This window comes from Photobacterium satsumensis (assembly GCF_050336935.1).
Taxonomy (GTDB): domain Bacteria; phylum Pseudomonadota; class Gammaproteobacteria; order Enterobacterales; family Vibrionaceae; genus Photobacterium; species Photobacterium satsumensis.
In genome coordinates, this window is the sequence record NZ_JAKJSK010000009.1 from 1 (window position 1) to 22,686 (window position 22,686).

16 protein-coding genes and 2 tRNA genes are annotated in these 22,686 nt (G+C 48.2%); 11 read left to right on the top strand and 7 right to left on the bottom strand.

All coding sequences use genetic code 11. From position 1 onward, the window contains the following. Positions 1-116 precede the first annotated feature (116 nt). Together L4D79_RS18585 and L4D79_RS18590 are read right to left on the bottom strand one after the other, a co-directional pair. Positions 117-201, bottom strand: a tRNA-Tyr gene (locus L4D79_RS18585). A gap of 87 nt (positions 202-288) precedes the next feature. After that, positions 289-373: transfer RNA gene (locus L4D79_RS18590), tRNA-Tyr, on the bottom strand. 236 nt (positions 374-609) lie between these two features. Here L4D79_RS18590 and L4D79_RS18595 point away from each other — a divergent pair. The 9 genes from L4D79_RS18595 to aroC all read left to right on the top strand — a co-directional run bounded on the left by L4D79_RS18595 (position 610) and on the right by aroC (position 12,795). Beyond that, positions 610-1,713, top strand: coding sequence for an efflux RND transporter periplasmic adaptor subunit (locus L4D79_RS18595; RefSeq protein WP_428653081.1), 1,104 nt, complete (start codon positions 610-612; stop codon positions 1,711-1,713). Continuing rightward, a complete protein-coding gene (locus tag L4D79_RS18600; protein WP_428653082.1) occupies positions 1,713-4,850 on the top strand; it encodes a multidrug efflux RND transporter permease subunit in 3,138 nt (1,045 codons plus the stop codon). The genes L4D79_RS18595 and L4D79_RS18600 overlap by 1 nt, the downstream gene beginning before the upstream one ends. A gap of 457 nt (positions 4,851-5,307) precedes the next feature. After that, entirely contained in the window at positions 5,308-6,057 is a 750-nt protein-coding gene (locus tag L4D79_RS18605; protein WP_428653083.1) for an ETEC_3214 domain-containing protein, read from the top strand. Positions 6,058-6,071: 14 nt separating this feature from the next. Next, complete coding sequence (locus L4D79_RS18610) at positions 6,072-7,052, top strand: hypothetical protein (protein WP_428653084.1); 981 nt, start codon at positions 6,072-6,074, stop codon at positions 7,050-7,052. 33 nt (positions 7,053-7,085) lie between these two features. After that, positions 7,086-8,132 (top strand): hypothetical protein, encoded by a 1,047-nt coding sequence (locus L4D79_RS18615; protein WP_428653085.1) that lies wholly within the window; start codon positions 7,086-7,088, stop codon positions 8,130-8,132. Positions 8,133-8,144: 12 nt separating this feature from the next. Next, positions 8,145-8,735: a hypothetical protein gene (locus L4D79_RS18620; RefSeq protein ID WP_428653086.1), complete on the top strand. Its 591-nt coding sequence runs from the start codon at positions 8,145-8,147 to the stop codon at positions 8,733-8,735. 76 nt (positions 8,736-8,811) lie between these two features. Then, the gene (locus tag L4D79_RS18625; RefSeq protein WP_428653087.1) at positions 8,812-10,143 is read left to right on the top strand and encodes a transglycosylase SLT domain-containing protein; all 1,332 of its coding nucleotides are present in this window, start codon (positions 8,812-8,814) and stop codon (positions 10,141-10,143) included. A gap of 197 nt (positions 10,144-10,340) precedes the next feature. Then, positions 10,341-11,519, top strand: coding sequence for a 23S rRNA pseudouridine(2604) synthase RluF (rluF, locus tag L4D79_RS18630; protein ID WP_428653088.1), 1,179 nt, complete (start codon positions 10,341-10,343; stop codon positions 11,517-11,519). A 190-nt stretch (positions 11,520-11,709) separates the two neighbouring features. Beyond that, positions 11,710-12,795 carry a chorismate synthase gene (gene aroC, locus L4D79_RS18635; protein WP_428653089.1) on the top strand — a complete coding sequence of 362 codons (1,086 nt, stop codon included), beginning with the start codon at positions 11,710-11,712 and terminating at the stop codon, positions 12,793-12,795. 98 nt (positions 12,796-12,893) lie between these two features. Here aroC and L4D79_RS18640 read toward each other — a convergent pair whose 3' ends face one another. The 5 genes from L4D79_RS18640 to L4D79_RS18660 form a co-directional block, all read right to left on the bottom strand. Continuing rightward, on the bottom strand, positions 12,894-13,541 hold the full coding sequence (locus tag L4D79_RS18640; protein ID WP_428653090.1) for a trimeric intracellular cation channel family protein: 648 nt from the start codon (positions 13,539-13,541) through the stop codon (positions 12,894-12,896). Between the two features lie 262 nt (positions 13,542-13,803). Further along, on the bottom strand, positions 13,804-15,084 hold the full coding sequence (locus L4D79_RS18645; protein WP_428653091.1) for an outer membrane protein transport protein: 1,281 nt from the start codon (positions 15,082-15,084) through the stop codon (positions 13,804-13,806). 359 nt (positions 15,085-15,443) lie between these two features. Then, complete coding sequence (locus L4D79_RS18650; RefSeq protein ID WP_428653092.1) at positions 15,444-16,700, bottom strand: outer membrane protein transport protein; 1,257 nt, start codon at positions 16,698-16,700, stop codon at positions 15,444-15,446. Between the two features lie 306 nt (positions 16,701-17,006). Continuing rightward, positions 17,007-17,720, bottom strand: a complete 714-nt coding sequence (locus L4D79_RS18655) for a DUF3379 domain-containing protein (RefSeq protein WP_428653093.1) — start codon at positions 17,718-17,720, stop codon at positions 17,007-17,009. Further along, the gene (locus L4D79_RS18660) at positions 17,713-18,279 is read right to left on the bottom strand and encodes a sigma-70 family RNA polymerase sigma factor (RefSeq protein WP_428653094.1); all 567 of its coding nucleotides are present in this window, start codon (positions 18,277-18,279) and stop codon (positions 17,713-17,715) included. The genes L4D79_RS18655 and L4D79_RS18660 overlap by 8 nt, the downstream gene beginning before the upstream one ends. Positions 18,280-18,897: 618 nt before the next feature. Between L4D79_RS18660 and fadI the strand changes: the two genes are divergently transcribed. Both fadI and fadJ read left to right on the top strand, forming a co-directional pair. Continuing rightward, positions 18,898-20,208, top strand: a complete 1,311-nt coding sequence (gene fadI / locus L4D79_RS18665; RefSeq protein ID WP_428653095.1) for an acetyl-CoA C-acyltransferase FadI — start codon at positions 18,898-18,900, stop codon at positions 20,206-20,208. After that, the gene (gene fadJ, locus L4D79_RS18670; RefSeq protein WP_428653096.1) at positions 20,208-22,322 is read left to right on the top strand and encodes a fatty acid oxidation complex subunit alpha FadJ; all 2,115 of its coding nucleotides are present in this window, start codon (positions 20,208-20,210) and stop codon (positions 22,320-22,322) included. Before fadI ends, fadJ begins: the two co-directional genes overlap by 1 nt. Positions 22,323-22,686 lie beyond the last annotated feature (364 nt).

Consider the following 22,686-nt stretch of genomic DNA (forward strand, 5'->3'; position numbering starts at 1 on the left):
GTCTGATCCCTTTGGCCACTCGGGAACCCCTCCACGGGGTGTTGCTAATTGTTGGCTTTATTACTAAGCCAGAAAACTGTTGGCCACTCTTACGAGTAAAACAATTTTCGAAATGATGGTGGAGGGAGATGGATTCGAACCATCGAAGGCAGAGCCGTCAGATTTACAGTCTGATCCCTTTGGCCACTCGGGAACCCCTCCACGGGGTGTTGCTTTAATTGAACTAGCCAAACAGTCCAATTTGGAAAGACGTACCTTACACAAGTCAGGAACACCTTTCAAGAATAATGGTGGAGGGAGATGGATTCGAACCATCGAAGGCGGAGCCGGCAGATTTACAGTCTGCTCCCTTTGGCCACTCGGGAACCCCTCCACAAGTGCGGAGCGCATATTAGCAAACCGAGATGAACTGTAAACCCTTTTCCTCACTATTTTTGTCTGCTTGCTGCTATTTTCATCATATTGTTGATTGTGATGGCGTTATCGATGTTTTTCGCAACAAAGTAAACGCATAGGTAAATGTGACATTGCTTTTCTTTACACTTCTTTACCCCCCTAAAGCCTACGTTCAGATATCATGCCTGCAGTTTAAAAATAATGGATTCCATAATGAAAAAGGTCCTTGTTGCGGCATTGGTGACTGCCGCGTTAACAGGTAGCGGATATTTTTACTTTCAGAGCCAATCTATGGCAGCAGAGCAGCCTGCGGCGCGCTCGGCACGAGAGATCCCTGTGACGCTTGGTGAAGTGAGTGCCCACCCTGTTGCACAATCTCTGTCATTGGTCGGCAAGCTTGAAGCGCAACGTTCGGTGAATGTTGCCACCCAGGTTGCAGCCCGTATCGAACACATTGTGATTGGAGTAAATAGCAAGGCCGAGAAAGGCGATCTACTGGTGCAACTTGATGATGCCAAGCCGAAAGCGGCTTACGCCGAAGCCCAAGCGTACTTAAATGATGAAAAGAGAAAGTACAACGAATACCAGAAGCTGGTGAGCCGTGGTGCTATCACCCAAACCGAACTGGATGCCCAGCTTGCCAGCGTCAGTATCGCCGATGCCCGATTACAAGCGGCAAAAGCGGATTTGGATGACCATGCTATCCGTGCGCCATTTAGCGGCACTGTTGGCTTGGTTGATTTCAGCGAAGGCCACATGCTGACGGTCGGCAGCGAGTTGTTTTCGTTAGATGATTTATCGCTTATGCGCTTGGATATCCAGGTACCAGAACAATACCTGTCTTTCCTGCGTGAAGGGATGATCGTCGAAGCGACCAGTCAGGCGTGGTTGGGTAAGACATTTAGCGGTGAAATAAAAGCGATTGATTCCCGCGTACAGGCTGACTCTCTGAATATCCGCGTGCGCGTGGTGTTCGATAATCAGGACGGCTTGCTCAAGCCGGGGATGCTGATGGCAGCCAATATTGGTTTTGCCCCGCAAGATGCTGCGGTGATCCCAGTACAGGCCTTGGAGTACTCCGGCACCAAGCGTTTTGTTTACTTGGTTGATGAAGCCGGTAAAGCCCACCGTACTGAAGTACAGCTTGGGGTTCGGGTAGAAAATGAAGTGGTTATCGAGTCAGGGATCGGTATTGGTGATCGCATTGTGGTTCAGGGACTGGTCAATATGCGTGACGGTGTGCAGGTGAATGCCATCATGGCACAGAAAGCCAATGGCGCGCCGGTTCAACAAAGTCCAACTGGAGATGATGCTTAATGTGGTTATCTGATGTATCGGTAAAGCGTCCGGTTGTCGCTATCGTTCTCAGCTTGCTGTTGGTGGTATTTGGCTTGGTGTCCTTTACCAAGCTATCGGTACGAGAAATGCCGGATGTTGAAAACCCAGTGGTAACGGTGTCAACCAGTTACTCGGGGGCGTCAGCCACGATTATGGAAAGCCGGATCACCACGGTGCTCGAAGATCAGCTTTCGGGGATCAGTGGTATCGAGAGTATTACCTCGACCACCCGTAATGGTTCGTCGCGGATCACGATTGAATTTGAACTAGGCTGGAACCTCACCGAAGGGGTCAGTGATGTGCGGGATGCGGTATCGCGTGCCCAGCGCCGTCTGCCAGATGAAGCCGATGACCCTGTGGTATCGAAAGATAACGGCTCGGGTGAGCCTGCGGTGTATATCAATCTTACCTCGAGTGTGATGGATCGTACGCAGCTGACCGATTATGCCGAGCGTGTTCTGATGGACCGATTCAGCCTGATCAACGGGGTTAGCTCCGTCAACCTCAGCGGTGCCTTGTATCGTGTCATGTACGTCAAGTTGATGCCTGATCAAATGGCTGGCCGTGGCGTGACCACCAGTGACATCGTTAGTGCTCTGAAGTTGGAAAACGTTGAGTTGCCCGGCGGTGAAGTGCGTAACGACACCACCACGATGTCGGTGCGTACCGCGCGCTTGTACCAAGATGCATCAGACTTCGATTATCTCGTTGTGCGCACTGCCGAAGATGGCTCGCCGATTTACCTCAAAGATGTCGCCCAAGTCGGTATTGGTGCACAGAACGAAAATGCCACTTTTAAAAACAACGGGATCTCAAACCTGAGCTTGGGCATGGTGACCATGACCGATGCCAACCCACTCAATGTATCTAAAGCGGTATACGAAGAAGTTGAGCGAATGCAGCGCTTCTTGCCTGAAGGCACTGAGCTGTATGTTGACTATGACTCGACGATCTTTATCGACCGCTCGATTCAGGAAGTGTATAGCACCCTGTTTGTTACCGGCTTGCTGGTGGTGTTGGTGCTTTACATCTTTATCGGTCAGGCACGTGCAACCCTGATCCCGGCGGTCACGGTTCCGGTATCGCTGATCTCTGCCTTTATGGTGGCGTACTTCCTGGGTTTCTCAATCAACCTGCTGACCTTGATGGCATTGATCTTGGCTATCGGTCTGGTGGTGGATGACGCCATCGTGGTGGTGGAAAACATCTATCACCACATTGAACGCGGTGAGCCGCCATTGTTGGCTGCCTATAAAGGGACTCGCGAGGTCGGTTTTGCGGTTGTTGCAACCACGGTGGTACTGGTCATGGTATTCCTGCCTATCTCCTTTATGGACGGTATGGTTGGGCCTTTGTTTACCGAGTTCGCGGTCTTGCTGGCTATGGCGGTCATTTTCTCGTCGATTGTTGCATTGACCCTGAGTCCGGTACTGGGTAGTAAGCTACTTAAAGCCAATGTGAAACCGAGCAAATTCAACCTTTGGGTTGATCGTATGTTTGGCCGGTTGGAAGCAGGCTACCGTAAGGTCGTTACCGCTTCGGTACGTTATCGCTACGGCGCGCCGTTCATTGTATTGGCATTCGTTGGCCTGAGTGTTGTGCTGATGAAAACCGTCCCTTCTCAATTGGCGCCGCAGGAAGACCGGGGTGTTATCTTTGCCTTTGTGAAAGGGGCTGAAGGGACCAGCTACAACCGTATGGTCGGTAATATCGAAGAGGTGGAAGCCCGCTTGCTGCCGATGGTCGGCCAGGGCGTCATTAAATCTGTCTCTATCCAGACCCCTGCCTTTGGCGGTCGTGCTGGGGATCAGACTGGTTTTGTGATCATGCAGCTTGAGAACTGGGAAGATCGTGATGTCTCGGCGGCTGATGCCCTGGATACCGTGCGTAAATCGCTACAGGGGATCCCGGATGTACGTGTTTGGCCGTTTATGCCAGGTTTCCGCGGTGGCTCGTCTGAACCGATCCAGTTTGTGCTTAACGGGGCGGATTATACTGAGCTGTTCCAATGGGCCAGTAAGCTAAAAGATCTTGCTGATGACAACCCGATGATGGAAGGTGCGGATCTCGATTACGCTGAAACGACGCCAGAGCTGGTTGTCTCGGTTAACCGCGAGCGTGCAGCGGAACTGGGTATTCCGGTTAATGATATTGCCGAAACCTTGGAAATCATGCTGGGTGGCCGCAGTGAAACCACGTTTATTGACCGTGGTGAAGAATACGATGTGTATTTGCGCGGTGATGAAAATAGCTTCAATAATGCCTCGGACTTGAGCCAGATCTACGTGCGTACTCGTACCGGTCAGCTGATCACGCTGGAATCATTGGCGGAAGTGGAAGAGGTGGCATCGGCACAGCGTCTGAGCCACAACCAGAAGCAGAAATCGATCACTTTGAAAGCTAACTTGGTACCGGGCTACACCTTGGGCCAGGCGTTGGATTTCTTGGATGAGCAAGCGTTATCGATGCTACCGAGTGATATCGTGATTGATTACGCCGGTGAGTCGAAAGATTTCCGCGAGAACCAGAGCAGTATCCTGATGGTATTTGGTTTGGCATTGTTGGTTGCTTACTTGGTGCTGGCAGCCCAGTTTGAGAGCTTCATTAACCCGATGGTGGTCATGCTAACCGTACCTATGGGGATCTTCGGGGGCTTAGCCGGGTTGCTGATCATGGATCAGAGCCTCAATATCTTTAGCCAGATCGGTATGATCATGCTGATAGGTATGGTGACCAAGAACGGTATTTTGATTGTCGAGTTTGCCAATCAGCTGCGCGATAAAGGCGTACCGTTCGAGAAGGCGATCATCGATGCCTCTGAGCGTCGCTTGCGCCCAATTCTGATGACGGCATTTACCACTCTGTTTGGTTCGGTACCATTGATTCTGTCTACTGGTGCTGGCTCGGAAGGACGTATAGCGGTAGGTGTTGTGGTGTTCTTCGGTATGGCATTTGCGACCTTTGTTACCCTGATTGTCATTCCGGCGATGTATCGCTTGATGGCAGCCAATACCAAGTCGCCGGGCTATGTGGCTGAGCAACTGGACAAGGCGCTTCAGCATGATCACGCAGAGCAAGCAGGATACGGAGATGTTCCGGCAACAGAAGCGAAATAACAGCTGATGCCGTAATCAACATTATCCTTACTGAGAGCCGCCCAATATTGGGCGGCTTTTTTGTTTGTTGTACTTTTTATGAATAGATATTCGTATGTGTGTCGTTGAGCTTAACGTTAGTGATGTATTTTTTTTGCTTGTAGGGAATATAAAGTGGCCGTTTTTAATCATTTGTAATCCCCTAAAGGGATAATAATAAATAAAAAAGGATGTTTTATTATAATGGGGTCAATGAACTATTGAGGTTAATATTACTTAATCTTGATTATTTTTTTAATATTAATTTTATTAACTTGATCGATTAGTGATCGCCTAAGGTTTATTTGTGTGTTTTGCGAGCGGTTAATCGCTTTATGTATTGAATGGTATTGGCTTGATTAATAGTATGTTTTGTTGAATTTAATTCTGCTGAAAATTGTCAGCAGTGAACCTTTATTCATCAGTAAAATAAAAAATCATGCAAAACGAAGAATCTGTTTCAAATTACAAATCTAATTTTTGGATAAAAATGCATAGTATTGCTTTGGCTGTTGTCGCCATTGTACTCTCATTAGGGCAATGGAATGACACTAAAGATGCTGTTGAAATGATTTATGAGTCCATTATTACTAATTGGACAAATGAGATCGAATATGACCAACTTTCAAAAATCAAAGTGGGTCAAACTGAAAACTATATTGATGAATTAATAGGTGTTGCCCAAGCGTCAAAAAATTCAAAATTAAGCCCTGATGTGACTTATTACTATTATGGTGAAGACAAGTATTTATTGACCATCGCAATCAAGCAGAAAAGGGTTGCTGGCTATAGTGTCACAGCGCTTAAAGACCATTTTACTATGGCTGTACCGTTTACCGAATTATCATTGCTTGATACGCCAATATCAGCGCTGAACAATGAGCTTGAAAACTATTTTACTGACAATGGTAATCTTGATTATTACGCCGAATCCTATTCACTTGGCCGAAATGCAATGTTTTATAACTTAGGGCTTGGTGTTGTGGATTATGGCTTGATGGATGCTAACACCTCACGTCAACTTCAGGCGATTAACCACAAGTTAAACAGTGGAGCAGACCTAGCGTTCGATGAACTTGCTGTGCTGCGTACCGCTTCGCCAAACTTCTATGCGATCTCTGAGCTTCCTGCCGAACTGATGGTTGAATCCATGCTCACACGGTTTGAATTTACTGCATTTTTTAACTGATGAGCATTAAAAAAATGAAGATGAAAACTTTGTTGGCATTAGTGGGTGGTTTGCTACTCGCTGGTTGTCAATCAACTCAAACACCCGAGTGGGTGCTGAGTCAAACACCGGATACCAACATGTCATATTATGCTGTTGGTCATGGTGGAACACTTCGAAGCGCCAAAAATTTGGCGATGGATAATATTAACCAAAAGCTTTGGACTCAGGTCGAATCATCCGGTTCATTACGTCAGGTTGTACGTGATGTGAATGGCAGTGAAGATTATCTTACCCAAAGTGATACTAACGTAAATGTTAAAACAGCACCGATTGTTTTGGCTGGAATTCAATATAGCCGTACTGAAAACAGTGATGGCGTTTATTATGTGGAAGCGAATATCTCTCGCGCGAATATCATTCACCAGCTTAATCAAGAGTTGGTAAATATTGATGAAAATGCGAAAACAGAGCTGCTTAGCCTAAAGCATACCGATCCACTTATTTGGTGGTTGGGAAATCGTGATACGCAAGATATAAAACAAAATATGTTGACTCGTAAAGCGATGTTGTTAGCAGCGACTAATGGCACTGACAATGGCCACGCAATGGATAGTGTTATTAAGCTGGAGCGTCAGGTAAATAAAACAAAGAGTCATTTGCTATTCAGTGTTAAAGCGAAAAAGAGTGACGTATGGATGAGTGATTTTATTAAAAACCATTTGTCTGAGAAAAAGGTTGCGGTAGCGAATAACTCGATAAAGAGCAATGGTGCAAGCCACCAAATTTTACTGACGACAGACTGGCGCCAGAGCAAGGTCGGTGATGCTTATATAACGACGGTTATCGCGAATATCGCGTTAAAAAATAAAAATGGTAAAACCATCGCAAGTCGCGAAGTGATTGCAACCGGGAACTCAATTACGAGCTTTACCCGCTCAAAAGAGAGTGCATCCCGCCACTTTTCTGCCCAAATAAGTGACCAAGGAATATGGCACTTCTTAGGTGCAATTTAACTCTAATACTACAATAAATGGATAATTAGGTTCATGTCTAAAAAACTACTATTAGCCGCGAGTATCACTACCGTTCTAACCGGTTGTATGAGCACGTCCGCACCGGAAGGTGTGTGCCACTCGAGCACAGCGGTTAATATTCCGCAAAGTGACGTCAAGGTAAAAACCTCTCAGGGCAAAAAAGCCATCGTATTACCGGTTGACGTTGCGGCGGGTGTTGATTACCGGTCTGTTATGGCTACGGCATTCCAGCATCGCTTAGAGAGCCAGGTCGATGAGTCTGGTGCTAAATTGGTTGACCGTTCACTGGCCGGCAAACTAAAGCAAGAAATTCAGTTGGCAGAAGAAAGTGGCCGCTTCAACACATCAGGCGTAGCAATTGCGGATTACGCAGTATTGGCTGAAATCACCTCAACAAGCTTGAAGTATTCATTCGATGATGAAGAGTACAAGACTAACGATGATGGTGAGACCAAGTACTACCCAGCCGAGTGTACCTTCACGGGTAAAGTAGAAGGTCTTGTGAAGGTCGTTGAACTGCCAAGCATGGAAGTGGTAAAGCGTATTGAGCTGAAATCATCGGAAGTCAGTTCTTTCGAGCAAGATCGCCCAGATTCTGATTGTCCCATTTCAAAGGGGCAATATAAGCGCATTATGCAAGAAGCGGCAAAGAACGCCGTGAACCGTAATGACGATCTGAAAAATCAGCTAGCACCAAGTGGTGTGATTGAAGAGCTGCGCCAGTGTGATGAGTACGGCACCATGGTGCGCGTTAACATGGGAACGACCTTGGGGATTCGTCCAGAACAGGTGGTTGAAATTTCTTCGGTTGAGCAAGTCACTGCACCTGACGGCAAGACAGAAATTGAATTTTATCCATTAGGTGAAGGTAAAGTCGCTGAGGAAGGAAACCGCCAGGGTTTGAAGCCGCGTTATTCTTGGGTGGGTATTGATGAGAAAAATGCCCTGAAAATTCAGCGAGGTGATTTAGTTGAAGCGCGCTATGACAGCGGCTGTAATGATATGCCTGAGGTACTTCAGCAAGCATGTTGGGTAATTTACGAATCAGTTCAAAGTTAAGGTTAATAGCAAATGAAAAAGTTACTTCTATCTAGCGCCTTGGTTATTGGCTTGGCGGGCTGTCAGTCTACTGGCAGCAACAATGTTCAGGATCTGACCTGCTATTACCCTGACTCTGTTCAGCATGAAGCGCCAAAGTGGGTGTGTGATGTGATGCCGGATAGCGTGGCTATCGGCAGTGTTGGTTATGCCAAGAAAAGCGCTGCAGGCATGAGCGTGATGCGTACTATCGCGGTGAATGATGCGCGTCGTGGTCTAGCTGAGCAGTTCGAATCAAATGTGAATACCATGTTCAAGCAAGCCATGTCTGCAACAGTACAATCGACAGGTGAAGCCGTGACTGAAGATGTGAACGAGCAGTTTGAGTCGGTGACTAAAACCATGACATCACGCTCACTATCGAATAGCCGCGTGATTGTTACTCAGCGCAGCCCTGCTGGTGGCTTGTTTACGTTAGTCGGTATGGATCAGGCGACGTACGACAGCAATGTTGCCCAGGTTGTTGAAGCGGCAAGCAATAAAGAATCTGGCTTGTGGAATAAGTTCAACAACAAGAAAGCGGAAGAAAGCCTGCAGCAAGCACTGGATTCAATGATTCAGTAAGCATCGCTAATACGGCTAAAAGGCTACCTAGGTAGCCTTTTTTTATGGCTTTATTAGGATAACAAAAGGAACTGAAATGAAGTTAACCCGACTAGCGTGCTATTGCACGTTGTTGCTATCTGTCCCGCTTGGCCATGCTAGCAGCGATCCATTTGCTGAACTGGATGCTGCTGTTGCCGAAGCAAATAAGCCGCAATCTGACAGAGATGCGGAATTTGAGGCATTTGTGGTCGACTACTTGGCCGAGTACCAAGTATGGCGTAGTGAGTACCTCAAAGAGTTTGATGAATACCGTGCCCAGGTTATCGCCAAGTGGGGTGACGGTATTGTGTCGAAAAGCCATGTCAACGTTGAATACAGCGAAGACAAAGAAGCTCGAACCATTATCGATTTTGAAAAAAATGAAGCAAAGGTTGCTCTGTTGGTTGACAGTGATACTAGCCCAGAGCAGGTAAAACAGCAGTTGGAGCAAGCGGCTGAAAAGGCGCTTTCTCAGGGAGAAACCTTGTTCACAGAAGCGGTTGGTGCTGCGAAAGAGCGACCAGTCGGTGAGGTGGTTGAAGCGTCGGTTAGCTTTGCCAAGGATGTTGAAGTCGCCGCCAAAAAGGTAATTGTTGAGCAGTCACGGGCGCAACTTCAAGAGATTGATAAAGAGTCGGAAGCTTTGCTCAACAAGAGCAAAGCGATCAGCGCCGATCTGGTTGAAAGCATCACGGTCAAGAAAAAAGAGCAGCTAATAGCCCAAACACGGGAACGTTTGGTTGGTCTGGAAAAAACCTATGACGAGGCGAGAGCTAAGGCATCGGTACTGACCAAGAAAAAAGTGGTTGAATACCGTATCCAGCTACCCGCTAATGGTTTAGGGAAGCGGGCGGCGAAATATGTTGATTTCGCAGAAAAAGAAAGCGAGCGCTTTGAGATCTCTGCGGCATTGGTCATGGCTATTATGCACTCGGAATCGAGCTTTAACCCGAAGGCTAAATCGCCGGTCCCGGCCTATGGCTTGATGCAAATTGTACCGACAACCGCGGGGCATGATGTCAATGCCCGAGTGCGTAAAATCAATGCACCAATGCAGCCTGATGAACTCTATATCGCTGATGTGAACGTTGAGACAGGTACTGCATACCTGAATATTTTGGATAAAAGTTATCTGAAATCCATTACTGATCCGCAGAGCCGTTTGTATTGCACTATTGCTGCATACAATACTGGGGCTGGGAATGTAGCCAAAGCATTCAATGCCGACGGCTCACGCAATATTCGTAAAGCGGCCAAAGTGATCAACGCACTTAGCCCCGACGAGGTATACCAGAGGTTGTTGCAAGACTTGCCTTATGATGAGACGAAAAACTACCTTAAAAAGGTGACGAGTCGCATTGCACTTTACGAGCAGCATAGCGTGTAAATTGATGGGAAATGCCACCACCGGGTGGCATTTTCTTTATTTCGCCTTAATATTTTTGATCTCGAGTCCTACAGCATCCTCTCACAGGTTTTCTTTCCCTCTTTTCATCGGTATTGGTAGAATTAAGGTAATGATGGCCAAATAGTATTTGGCGCAACCTTGATCGCGTTGTGAAACGCACAGTATAGAAGAAAACTATGTCTCAAAATCAGCCTAACAAGGGTGCTGCAAACGGTGAACAGAGCCAAGCAGTGCGACTTAACAAATTTATCAGTGATACAGGCTATTGCTCACGCCGGGAGGCGGACAAGCTTATAGATCAAGGAAGGGTGACTGTTAACGGTCAAGAGCCAGAGATGGGCGTTAAAGTCATGCCTGGCGATGATGTACTGGTTGATGACAAGCCGCTGCGCGCGAAGGAAGCACCGATTTATATCGCGTTGAACAAACCGGCAGGTATCACCTGTACCACTGAGCGCCATATCCCGGATAACATTGTTGACTTCATCGGTCACCGTAAGCGTATTTTCCCAATTGGTCGTTTGGACAAGCCTTCTGATGGTTTGATCTTCCTGACTAATGACGGCGATATCGTGAACAAAATTCTACGTGCCGGTAACTCGCATGAGAAAGAATATGTCGTACGTGTCGATAAGCTAATTACCCAAGAGTTCATTGAAAAAATGGCTTCTGGGGTCGAAATTCTCGACACAGTGACCTTGCCGTGTAAGGTGACAAAGGAAACTAACTACTCATTCCGTATTGTGCTGACTCAGGGTCTGAACCGTCAGATCCGTCGTATGTGTGAAGCATTGGGTTACGATGTATTCAAGCTGCGTCGTGTGCGCATCATGAACATCAGTATTGATGGCCTGCCAAACGGTAAGTGGCGATATCTGACAGAGGCGGAAATTGGTGAGATCAACAGCCTGATTGCCGACTCAAGCAAAACGGAAGAAGCGTCCAAAGTGGATGGCGAAGGCAAGAACATCAAGAAAGCAACAGACGCTAAGCTGTTTGATAGCCGCCAGCAAGATAAGCAAGATGGTGAAGGCAAGATCAAGTACAAGACTTACCAAGGTAAGGGTGAGCCGAATCGCCGTCGCCATAGTGGTGAGCGCAGTGATCGTGGTGACCGCCGTGATGATCGCCGTGGTGGTCAGGGTCGCGGTCAAGGTCAGAGCCGTGATCAGGGACAAGGTCAGGGCCGTCAGGATGAGCGCAGAAGCCCACGTCCGGGACGTGGCGTACAGCCAGGCCACCGCCGCAACCAGCGTGATGACGAAGCCTCAGGCTCTCGTAACAGCTCAGGCTCTCGCAACAGTAATGGCGGTTCAAGCAAAATCCAGAAGTGGAAATCGCCAAAGGGTGAGTAAGACTTTACGAGTCTGAATTGGTATCAAAAAAGCGGACACAGGGTGTCCGCTTTTTTTGTGTTTCAGCGAAGGGATCATTTCTGTCATATTCGCGCTTGCAATCCCGTCAACGAATTTGCAATATTGTACTCATTGACGAAAACGCCACGCCCTGCGAGGCGAAAAGCGGTACGAATACACAGAGGAAGTAATGGCAGGCAATACTATTGGACAACAATTTCGCGTCACCACCTTTGGTGAGAGTCATGGTCTGGCACTGGGCTGCATTATTGACGGCTGTCCTCCGGGGCTGGAGCTGACTGAAGCGGATATGCAGCATGACTTGGACCGTCGTCGTCCGGGTACCTCTAAATATACCACTCAGCGCCGTGAGCCTGATGAAGTCAAAATTCTCTCTGGCGTATTTGAAGGCCAGACGACAGGTACGTCTATCGGCCTACTGATTGAAAACACCGATCAGCGCTCAAAGGACTACTCGAACATTAAAGACTTGTTCCGCCCGGGCCATGCCGATTACACCTACCACCAGAAATACGGGATCCGTGATTACCGTGGCGGTGGCCGCTCGTCAGCTCGTGAAACTGCAATGCGTGTTGCTGCCGGTGCCGTTGCCAAGAAATACCTCAAGCAGGTTCATGGTATTGAAGTGCGTGCTTACTTATCGCAAATGGGTGATGTCAAAATTGACAAAGTCGATTGGGAGCAGGTGGAGCAGAATGCCTTTTTCTGCCCGGACGCGGATAAAGTCGATGCGTTCGATGAGCTGATCCGCAAGTTGAAGAAAGACGGTGACTCCATCGGTGCTAAGCTGACAGTCGTTGCGAACAACGTGCCTGTTGGCCTTGGCGAGCCGGTCTTTGACCGTCTTGATGCTGATATTGCCCACTCACTGATGAGCATCAACGCAGTAAAAGGCGTAGAAATTGGTGATGGCTTTGATGTTGTCGAGCAGCGTGGCAGCGAGCACCGTGATGCCATGACGCCTGAAGGCTTTAAGTCTAACCATGCTGGCGGTATTCTCGGGGGAATTTCTTCAGGTCAAGACATTGTGGCTCACATTGCATTGAAGCCAACCTCAAGTATTACGGTTCCGGGTGAGACGATTACAAGCCAGGGTGAAACGGCTGAGGTGATCACCAAAGGTCGCCATGATCCATGTGTGGGGATCCGTGCAGTGCCGATTGCCGAGGCGATGCTGGCTATCACCCTGATGGATCACCTGTTGCGTCACCGTGGCCAGAATGCTGATGTGCTAACGGAAACACCAAAGATTTAATTCGTCGCTAGCTTGGGTATATCCAGATGCAAAAAAGCGAGGACATGTCCTCGCTTTTTTGTGTTCCGTTCGTTCCGTTCGTTGTTAGTTTGAACTAACTAACTTTTTGGCGCTTCCAGTTTCTCTGCGACGGGTTCGAGCTCTTCCAATCGAAAGACGGGTAAGCTCCAACCAAACTGTACTGCGGCAACTCGAATACTGAAACCCACCACTAACGTACTGATAGTGACAATCGTCTCTTCCACACCCAAGTAAAGCAAACCGTAGTACATGCCACCTGCGATGAAGGCCACTGAGGCGTAAAACTCTTTTTGCAGTACCAGTGGTGGGCGGCGGGTGATCATATCTCTCAGCAGGCCACCAAATACGCCGGTGACGACAGCAGCAACGAGGCAGATCAATGGCGACAAGCCCATGTCCATCGCCACACGACAACCAATAATGCTAAAGACAATCAAGCCTAGCGAATCAAGCAAGACAAACACTTTATGGAAGCGAACCACCTGCGGCGCAACCATTGTCGTGAGTAGTCCGGCAAGACAAGTGATCGCCAGGTATTGCGGGTTAGCCACCCAGCCCAGCGGGTAATGGCCCAGTAATACATCACGCACCGTACCGCCACCGATAGCCGTAGCACTAGCAACGAGCATGACACCAAACCAGTCCATGTGACGTTTACCAGCAGCCAATGCTCCAGTCATGGCTTCAGCAGTGATCCCGATGATGTAGAGAGTTGTTAATAGCATGAGAATAATCGATGAAAATAAGAGTATCTGAAAGAAGATAGGATTTTAGGCCGCGTTTTTACTGGCGTCGAATGAAATGATTTTTGTGATACATGAATGTGATTCATGTATAAAAGGGCGGGGTAGAGCAGGAGGTGGGGCGATCCTAGTTCCTAGATGAGGGGATAACAAAAAAGAGTGCCACATGGGCACTCTTTGATAATTTAGCCAATAGCCAATAGCCAATAGCCAATAGCCAATAGCCAATAGCCAATAGCCAATATTAGAAGCGGTAGTTAGCCTGAACACCTACCAGCCAGACGTTACCGGTGGTTTCGCCTTTGAATGTGAATGACTCACCCATGATCTCTTCGGATTCAGCCATAGATGCATCTTTGGCAAAGATGTAAGTAAAGCCAGCATCAAAGCTCAGGGCGTTAGACCACTGGTAACCCGCACCTAGACTCAGCCATAGACGGTCGGTTTCAGGAATGGTCTGAGTACGGTGCTTGTCATTGACAGCAGAGGTGTCGTAAGCCACACCTGTACGCACTGCCAGCTTGTTGGTGTACTGGTATGTCGCACCTAGTGCAATACGGTAGTTGTCTTCCCAGTTTTCTTCTTTGATCAGATCAGGATTCAAACCAATTGATGGGATGTTTGCTTCAAGTTTGTCGAAGCTGCTCCAGTCGGTCCAGTTGAAGCTGGCGTGCATCGCAAGTTTATCGGTCAGCTGGTGGTAGCTGGCAATCTCTGCCGTAGCTGGTAGGGTTAGCGCCATACTGCCGGCATAACTTTTCGCTGGGGTTTGGCCTTGTGCTGCTGCAACAAGATCATAACCAATACCTGATGCTTCACCTTTCAGCTTCAGGTCAACCGCAGAACGGTAGTTAAAGCCAATGCGGTTGGCTTCGTTTATTTGCCAAGCACCACCTAGCTGCCAACCCCAAGCGGTATCGTCACCTTCCATATATTTAAGATCAGGTCCGCCCATAGGTAGAGCGGCACCGAAGTGACCTTCGCCCATCACATAGCGAACACCCGCACCAATGCTGAATTGATCGTTAATCTTGTAGGCAACATTCGGGTTGATTTCTACCGACATGATGTTGGCTTGGTTACCAAAGATCGTGCCGAGGAAATCGCCACCGAGTTCCGTTTCCATACCGTAGTTGGTCGCAAGGGCAAGGCCAACCGCCCATTGTTCATTCACTCGGTGTGAAATATAGAAGTTGGGGATCACTGCAGAGTGGGCAATGTCATTCGCTTGAGTAGGAATAGTCATGTCTGGTGCTGCAGAACTAGTTAGATCACCTTTAACATCAATGTTTGGATCAACATAGATCGCACCCGTTGAGATCTGAGTACCTTCAAGGTAGGTCATCATTGCTGGGTTGCGGAACTGGGCGCTGGCGTTGTCAGCCATCGCGGCTTCACCGGCAAACGCGCGGCCAAGGCCGGTTGCAGAATATTCGGCAAGTTGGAAGCCCGCTGCCATGGTGTTGGTGCTAATGCCTAGTGTTAACGCTGCTGCTAGCGAAAGAGTAATTTTATTTTTGTTCATCAGTCTAATATGTTCGCTGAAATTCAATGGAGCGAATCATACGCCTTAGAGTAAAAGCTTTAAGTTATTCTTGAGCTCAATCATTCAATAGGATGAAAGTATCGTCATTTCGCAGTAAACCAGAATTAGATCTGGTAATGCTTGTTCAATATATTCTGGTCGGATGACTTTTCAGCGTACAGATGTATCTTAAAAAGCCTATTTCAGCGACGGGGTGTGCGCTCAATTAAGAAATACTGATGAGAAATAGATGAAGAGTTTGGCGAATGAAGAAGCAGAGCAGGGACTTATAGAAGACACAAAAAAGGAGCCATCAGGCTCCCTTTATTTATTATGCTGTAGCGCTTATGTTCGCTGAATTAGAACGAACGGCTGTACTGAACACCGTATAGCCATGCATTGGCGCGGGTTGTTGCCGTGATCTGAGTAGCACCTGTGCTGTTTTCAACAACATCAACGTCTTCACCGACTAGGTAAGTTACACCAAAGTCGATGTTAGATTTGCTGTCTAGGTGGTAAGTGAAACCGCCTGAGAACCAGTTACGATCTGAGTCGGGAACAGAGATAGATGTTCTCTTGTCCTGTGCGCTGGTGTCGTGCATGTAACCGGCACGTAGGGTCCAGTCATTGTTCAGGTAGTAAGTACCACCGATCGCGTAGTGCCAGCCATCTTGCCACTCGTATTCGTTAAGTACTTGGCCGCCAGAAGTTTCTAGCTTGTCAAACGCACTCCAACCGATCCACTGCACACTATAGTGAACCGCAAATTGCTGGTTCAAACGGTGGTAGCCAGAGAACTCAGCCATATCCGGTAGAGGAATGTTCAGCTTCTGGTTGCTGATATCGCCACCGCCAGTCTGGAAGTGCATATCACCGTCTACTTCTAACTCAGGACTGTAGCGGTAAGAAAGGCCGAAGCGGTTGTTCTCATTCAACTCATAAACCGTACCAAGGTTAAAGCCGAAGCCAACACCATCAGCATCAACATCAAGCAAAGGGCCTTCAATGCCAGTCTGGCTACCAATTACTGTTTCAAGAGTTTTGTTAGAGCGTTTTAGTTCACCTGAGCCGTAGATGATATCCAGGCCACCACCAACGCTCCACTGCTCATTGATACGGTATGAAGCACTTAAGGCAAAGTTGACACTCTTAACATCGGTCAGGCCACCGTATTCGTTGGCTGCAAAGTCATCGCTGAACTCAGTTTTGGTACCGAAGTTTGAGTAGATACCCGCACCGAGAGTCCACTGATCGTTGATTGGGTGGATGTAGTAGATGTTAGGGACGTATGAAACATCACCAATTGATTGGTTGTTTAAATCTTGTGGACCTGCTGGGTTAAAAGCTGACGAGTATGTTGCGTTTTTAACTTCGATATCCGTATCAACGGCATTGATACCCAAAGAAATAGCAGGCGCATCAAATAGTGACATGGCAGCAGCATTACGAGACATTGCAGATGCGTTATCGGCGATAACAGCATCACCGGCAAATGCACGGCCAAGACCCGTTGCAGATTGTGCGTTTAGCTGGAAACCAGCCGCCATTGCTTGTTGTGAAGCCATCGTGATTGCAACCGCAACCAGTGACTTAGTAAACAGACGCTTCTTGTTCATATTTATAGTTATTCCTAATTATATAGCATTTTTTTATCTGCTTCTTTGTGCAGATTGCGCAAGATTGTATGGTTGGTTGGGATTTGATCAAATCAGACCAGTTAGCAACCTATTGATTGTTAGTGCGGGGTTAACAATCAGCTAACGAGTGTAAGGTAAAACTGGTAAGAGGAGGGAGCAAAAAAGTTAAAATATGCAACGAAGCTAACACTTTCCAATGGGTATGCTTATATCTAATAAAAAGCCGCAAAAGCATTGTGTGAGGTTATGCTTTTGCGGCTTTGAAATGTAAATTGTAAGTAAGTGTTAAATTTCCCAGTTTAGCTCATCGCGAAGGTTTTTGGCGACGGGGGAAACGTCTTGCCCTTTCTCCCCCACGACAATCAGGCTGGCATTTCGCACTGGAACCACCACGCCTTGCATTGATTGGTCGTTAAACGGTGTCATGTCGGGAGATTTCTCGGGAACAACAAAAACAGTCACTTTACCGTGGGAAGTCTCCATCACCATATGCAGTGCATTTTTATCACCAAACCCACAATGATTTACGTAGTAAACATGGCCAGGGATGTCGTTAAAGGTTGAACCAAATGGTGTTAACTTGGCATTAACCTGGCTCAGGGTGACTGACTCATCGATACCGTCAATGAATGGGGCTTCTGCACGAACATGCTCCATCGCTATCTGGGCTATTTCCAGCTGAGGATTACTGGTACCGATGGCTTGATTGTACTGACCGATAAACAGGCCAAATACAAACGCTACAGAAGCGGCCAAAGCGACGAGTGTTCGTGGCTTGAAGCTTTTCGAACTAGGCTGGCCAGATTGGTGGAACAAGATACGATCAGCGAGATCGTCCGGTACATCGACTTTCATCGCCTGTTCCAGTTTGGTGTCGAGTAGTTGTAGTTCGTCAGATAGTTTCCGGTTGGCGATAGATTCGTTACGTGCCTCAGCCAAATCTTGGCTGTTATCAAATGGGTCCGCCAAGAGTCGGCGTCGGAATTCTAGATCATCCATTTTGCTGCCCCCTCCGTTCGGTGTGTTTTTCGAGTTGCTCTTTGAGTTGGTTTCTGGCGCGGAACAAGCGCGTCATCACGGTATTGCGGTTCAGGTCAAGGATATCGGCAATCTCATCCCCACTAAAGCCCGCCATCACCTGCAATACTAACGGCTCCCTGTATTCCGGAGCCAGTTTCATTATCTGCTTGCGTAGCATTTGTTGCTCCAAATCACTTTCACTGCCATTTTGCTGGGTATCAGCAATGGCATAGTCATCGATATCAACCAAATCGAGCTGCTTGCGCTCAAAGCGTCGGGCATTCTCCCGGCGCAGGATTGTAATCAACCATGATTTGGCGGCTTTATCATCTTGGAGGCTATCGAGGGAGCGCCATGCTCGCAAACAGGTTTCTTGAACCAAGTCCTCCGCAATATGGGGGTCATGGCACAGCCAGTAAGCGTAGCGGTAGAGATCCCGATGCCAGGCCCTTACAAGGGCTTCGTATCGTCTTTGCTTATTCATATCCACAGAGACCGAGGCATCGGGCTTTTTCTTACGAAAAAATGACTTAATCATAAATGTGTCCGTTTCATGCCGAACCTTGCCGCTAATTTTGCGAGAAAAACGTCAATGTTCCGCTGATTCATCCAATAATCCGCATTAAAATTGATCTGGTTCAAATTGTGTCTTGGTGAGAAAGTTATAGTAGTCACGTCATCTGATACTGAGCGTTGTGACTCGTACAGTGGATTTTGTACGATAACAGGGTTCAATATCTGTTGAGCAAGATGACAACTTCCTTTTGAAGGCTGACTTTACTTTCTCCTATCAGGCTTGCCTGATTTGCAATTGGCTTTATGTTAATTGACTTATATCTTACATGGATTGCTTTCCGTGTGAATTACAACCATACCGTTTCGGTATGGTTTTTTTTTATCTTAGCAAAATGAATCCCACCGACTTCCTTTATGTCTTAATTGATAGCTAAGTTTTTCACTTATCGTCAAATTTTTTCATATTCTCGCATTTTCCGTATAGCAGAATACCTATACTGCATCAGTTGCCATAGAGATCTCACTTTTTAAACATTTGTTTGATTCTGGTAACAACTGCATTACAATTGTTGTGGTCAGACCTCTAAAGTAGATTCTGGGGCTAGATTCCCCGTACCCGACATATTAATAAGGAGTAGCGATGACACGTCTCCAAAAGCTCACAACCTCACAGGGTGAGCGCATCGCCGTTGTAAGTGGATTACGTACCCCCTTTGCCCGCCAGTCGACCGCGTTTGACGGGGTATCGGCATTGGACATGGGTAAAATGGTTGTTAGTGAAATGCTCCAGCAGGTGGATATTGATCCCAAGCTGATTGAGCAGGTGGTATTTGGCCAAGTGATCCAGATGCCTGCAGCCCCGAACATTGCCCGTGAGATTGTGCTGGGAACTGGCATGGACATCGGTACCGATGCCTACAGTGTGACCCGAGCCTGTGCAACCAGCTTCCAAGCTGCAGCTAATGTGACTGAAAGTATCTTGTCGGGCACCATCGATATTGGTATCGCTGGCGGCGCTGATTCATCGTCGGTACTGCCTATCGGTGTGTCTAAGCATTTGGCTGCAACATTATTGGCGCTGAGCAAAGCCAAAACCATGAGCAAGCGTTTAAAACTACTCAGCAAGCTCAGCGTTAAAGACTTGATGCCAGTACCGCCTGCGGTAGCCGAATACTCAACGGGCTTGAGCATGGGGCAAACCGCCGAGCAGATGGCAAAGAGCCATGGCATTACCCGCCAAGAGCAAGATGCCCTTGCGCATCGCTCACATACCCTTGCTGCACAAGCTTGGCGCGACGGTTTGATCCAAGACGAGGTGATCACTGCTTTCCCTGAACCTTATCGTCAGTGGATCAATAAGGACAACAATATCCGCGAAGACTCCAGCCTTGAGTCGTATGCCAAATTACGTCCGGCTTTTGATCGCAAATTCGGTTCGGTCACTGCCGCTAATGCAACGCCGTTGACCGACGGTGCCGCCGCGTTATTGCTGATGCGAGAGGGCAGGGCGAAAGAGCTTGGCCTGAAGCCGCTTGGCTATATCCGCTCTTATGCATTTTCGGCGATTGGTGTTGAGCAAGACATGCTGATGGGGCCATCTTATGCCACGCCGATGGCATTGGAACGCGCTGGGGTGACCTTGCGTGATCTTACCCTGATCGATATGCATGAAGCCTTTGCTGCCCAAGCGTTGGCCAACGTCAAGATGTTCGGCTCGACGCAGTTTGCCAAAGAGAAGTTGGGCCGTAGCGAAGCTATCGGTGAAATCGATATGGATAAATTCAATGTCCTCGGTGGCTCAATTGCCTACGGTCACCCGTTTGCCGCAACGGGGGCGCGGATGATCACCCAGACCTTGAGAGAGCTTCAGCGCCGTGGTGGTGGTTTAGCTTTGAATACTGCCTGTGCTGCTGGTGGCCTTGGTGCCGCAATGATTTTGGAGGCCGAATAATGACTGAACAACAATCTGCATTCACTTTGTCTTATGCCGATAATGGTATTGCTTGGCTCAAAATTGATGTGCCCAATGAGAAAATGAACACTCTGCAAGCGCAGTTTGGCGAGCAGGTCAGTAAGGTACTCGAAGAGCTCAAAGGCAAAAATGATCTTAAGGGGATGGTGGTCTATTCGGGCAAACCCGATAACTTTGTTGCCGGGGCGGATATCCGCATGCTGGCGGCCTGCACCACTGCCGAAGAGGCTGCATCGTTAGCCGAGCAGGGGCAAAAGTTGTTTGCCGAACTTGAGAGCTTACCTTTCCATACCGTGGCGGCAATTCACGGCCCTTGTTTGGGCGGTGGGTTAGAACTTGCGCTGGCCTGTCATAGCCGTGTTTGCTCGGATGATGACAAGACCCGACTTGGTTTGCCTGAAGTCCAGTTAGGCTTGCTTCCGGGCTCTGGCGGTACCCAGCGATTACCTCGCTTGATTGGCGTTGCGGGGGCGCTGGATATGATTCTGACCGGCAAGCAACTTCGTGCCAAAAAAGCCAAGAAGCTGGGAGTGGTGGATGAGGCGGTTCCGCAAAGTATTTTGCTGGATATTGCCGAGAAGCAAGCCTTGAAACCCAAGCCCAAGCGCCACCTATCACTGCAAGACCGCGCAATGGGCGGTAACGCTTTGGGGCGTTCGCTGGTCTTTGATCAAGCGACAAAGAAAACCTATGAGAAAACCCGTGGTAATTACCCGGCTGCTGACGCGATTTTGGATGTCATCAAATATGGCCTGCAAAATGGCATGACCAAAGGCTTGGCCCGCGAGGCGAAACTGTTCGGTGATCTGGTGATGACATCAGAATCGGCCGCATTACGCAGCATCTTCTTTGCTACCACAGCGATGAAGAAAGAATCAGGTTCGGATGCCGAACCACGTTCGATCGGGCATGTCGGTGTGCTGGGTGGTGGGCTGATGGGCGGCGGGATCAGCCATGTCACGGCATCTAAAGCGGGTTATCCGGTTCGGATCAAAGACATCAACAACGACGGTATCCTTAATGCGCTGTCGTATAACTACAAATTACTGGATAAAAAGCGCAAGCGTCGGATCATCAGCAAGGCTGAGCTGCAAAAGCAGATGCTAAGCATTGCAGGTGGGATTGATTATACCGCGTTCGATCGTATGGATGTGATCATTGAGGCGGTGTTTGAAGATCTTGGTCTCAAGCACCAGATGGTCAAGGAAATTGAAGCCAATACCAAGTCCGAGACAATCTTTGCGACTAATACCTCATCGCTTCCTATCCACCAGATCGCCGAGGCGGCAGAGCGTCCTGAAAACGTGGTCGGTCTCCATTACTTCAGTCCAGTAGAAAAAATGCCGTTGGTTGAAGTGATCCCGCATGACGGAACATCAGAGCAAACCGTGGCTACGGTGGTTGCTCTGGCGAAGAAACAAGGTAAGACACCGATAGTCGTCGGTGACAAAGCCGGTTTCTACGTCAACCGGATCTTGGCGCCGTACATGAATGAAGCCGCACAGGTACTGTTGGCTGGCGAGCCGATTGAGCACCTAGACACAGCGCTGCTTGATTTTGGCTTCCCTGTGGGGCCGATCACCTTGCTTGATGAAGTGGGTGTTGATATCGGCGCGAAAATAATGCCGGTACTGGTCGGTGAGCTGGGCGAGCGCTTCCAGGGACCGGATGTGTTTGACAAGCTGCTCAGTGATGGCCGTAAAGGGCGCAAGACCGGTAAAGGTTTCTACTTGTATGATAGCAAGAAGAAAGCAGTCGATAAGAGCGTCTATAAGTTGCTGGGGCTTGATCCTGAGAAGAAAGCGGATGCCGAGGCGATTGCCTTGCGCTGTACTCTGATGATGCTTAATGAAGCGGCACGCTGTTTGGATGAAGGTGTTGTTCGTTCAGCGCGCGATGGCGATATCGGGGCGATTTTTGGCATTGGTTTCCCGCCGTTCTTAGGGGGCCCGTTCCGCTATATGGATCAGCTTGGTATTAAGCAGGTCGTCGATCTGTTGACAGACCACGCGGATAAATATGGCGAGCGTTTTAAGCCGTGCCAGGCGCTGGTTGATATGGCTGAAGCAGGGCAGAGCTATTACCCTGCCTGAAGCGATCGCTAGCCGATAAAATAGGGTAATACCGTCATTAAAGCCAGTTGCATTCGCAGCTGGCTTTTTCGTTGTCAGCGATCTTGTACGGGAACGAATTTTACAATCCGCAACCGGAAGCGGGGCTCGAAAAACTTGGGACGCAGGAAATGGTAGACAAGCATGGTGGATAACATTGTCATAAACATGTTTAAGCCAATAAAAAGCACTATCGTTGTAGTTGTTAAAACAACAAATAATAAAGCGAACAACATGATATCTGCTTCATGATGAGCTAGAGCACTATAACAGCTAGGACATGTAAAGTAGTCATCATATTTATATAACGAAGGTACGATTATTGACTGCTGGCAATGTGGGCAGT

Excerpts from the sequence above, each read along its gene's own strand:
- L4D79_RS18595 (WP_428653081.1), top strand. The coding sequence starts at position 610 with ATGAAAAAGGTCCTTGTTGCGGCATTGGTGACTGCCGCGTTAACAGGT.
- L4D79_RS18600 (WP_428653082.1), top strand. The coding sequence starts at position 1,713 with ATGTGGTTATCTGATGTATCGGTAAAGCGTCCGGTTGTCGCTATCGTT.
- L4D79_RS18605 (WP_428653083.1), top strand. The coding sequence starts at position 5,308 with ATGCAAAACGAAGAATCTGTTTCAAATTACAAATCTAATTTTTGGATA.
- L4D79_RS18610 (WP_428653084.1), top strand. The coding sequence starts at position 6,072 with ATGAAGATGAAAACTTTGTTGGCATTAGTGGGTGGTTTGCTACTCGCT.
- L4D79_RS18615 (WP_428653085.1), top strand. The coding sequence starts at position 7,086 with ATGTCTAAAAAACTACTATTAGCCGCGAGTATCACTACCGTTCTAACC.
- L4D79_RS18620 (WP_428653086.1), top strand. The coding sequence starts at position 8,145 with ATGAAAAAGTTACTTCTATCTAGCGCCTTGGTTATTGGCTTGGCGGGC.
- L4D79_RS18625 (WP_428653087.1), top strand. The coding sequence starts at position 8,812 with ATGAAGTTAACCCGACTAGCGTGCTATTGCACGTTGTTGCTATCTGTC.
- rluF (WP_428653088.1), top strand. The coding sequence starts at position 10,341 with ATGTCTCAAAATCAGCCTAACAAGGGTGCTGCAAACGGTGAACAGAGC.
- aroC (WP_428653089.1), top strand. The coding sequence starts at position 11,710 with ATGGCAGGCAATACTATTGGACAACAATTTCGCGTCACCACCTTTGGT.
- L4D79_RS18640 (WP_428653090.1), bottom strand. The coding sequence starts at position 13,541 with ATGCTATTAACAACTCTCTACATCATCGGGATCACTGCTGAAGCCATG.
- L4D79_RS18645 (WP_428653091.1), bottom strand. The coding sequence starts at position 15,084 with ATGAACAAAAATAAAATTACTCTTTCGCTAGCAGCAGCGTTAACACTA.
- L4D79_RS18650 (WP_428653092.1), bottom strand. The coding sequence starts at position 16,700 with ATGAACAAGAAGCGTCTGTTTACTAAGTCACTGGTTGCGGTTGCAATC.
- L4D79_RS18655 (WP_428653093.1), bottom strand. The coding sequence starts at position 17,720 with ATGGATGATCTAGAATTCCGACGCCGACTCTTGGCGGACCCATTTGAT.
- L4D79_RS18660 (WP_428653094.1), bottom strand. The coding sequence starts at position 18,279 with ATGATTAAGTCATTTTTTCGTAAGAAAAAGCCCGATGCCTCGGTCTCT.
- fadI (WP_428653095.1), top strand. The coding sequence starts at position 18,898 with ATGACACGTCTCCAAAAGCTCACAACCTCACAGGGTGAGCGCATCGCC.
- fadJ (WP_428653096.1), top strand. The coding sequence starts at position 20,208 with ATGACTGAACAACAATCTGCATTCACTTTGTCTTATGCCGATAATGGT.